Origin of the sequence: Bacillus sp. SIMBA_154 (assembly GCF_046536015.1) — a bacterium.
Lineage (GTDB): Bacteria > Bacillota > Bacilli > Bacillales > Bacillaceae > Bacillus > Bacillus pumilus_P.
Genome location: NZ_JAWJBV010000369.1, coordinates 1 through 261 on the forward strand (window position 1 = coordinate 1; position 261 = coordinate 261).

Consider the following 261-nt stretch of genomic DNA (forward strand, 5'->3'; position numbering starts at 1 on the left):
CGATGCTCGACTTCCGGGTATTTAAATATGATATTTTCTCACTTTCCAGTGTGATTAACATCATTATTACCGTTGCGCTTTACACAGGAATGTTCCTGCTTCCGATTTACCTGCAGAACTTAGTCGGCTTTACGGCGCTGCAATCGGGTCTCTTGCTATTGCCGGGCGCGATTGTCATGCTGATCATGTCGCCGATTTCCGGTATTCTGTTTGACAAAATCGGTCCGAGACCGCTTGCGATTATCGGGCTGGTGATCACGG

At 47.9% G+C, this 261-nt stretch carries 1 protein-coding gene; it reads left to right on the plus strand.

Translation table 11 applies throughout. The annotated features are described in order from the left end of the window. Nucleotides 1-261, plus strand: a 261-nt coding sequence (locus tag R0K30_RS22410; RefSeq protein WP_410613100.1) for an MFS transporter, incomplete at both ends; no start/stop codon positions are given.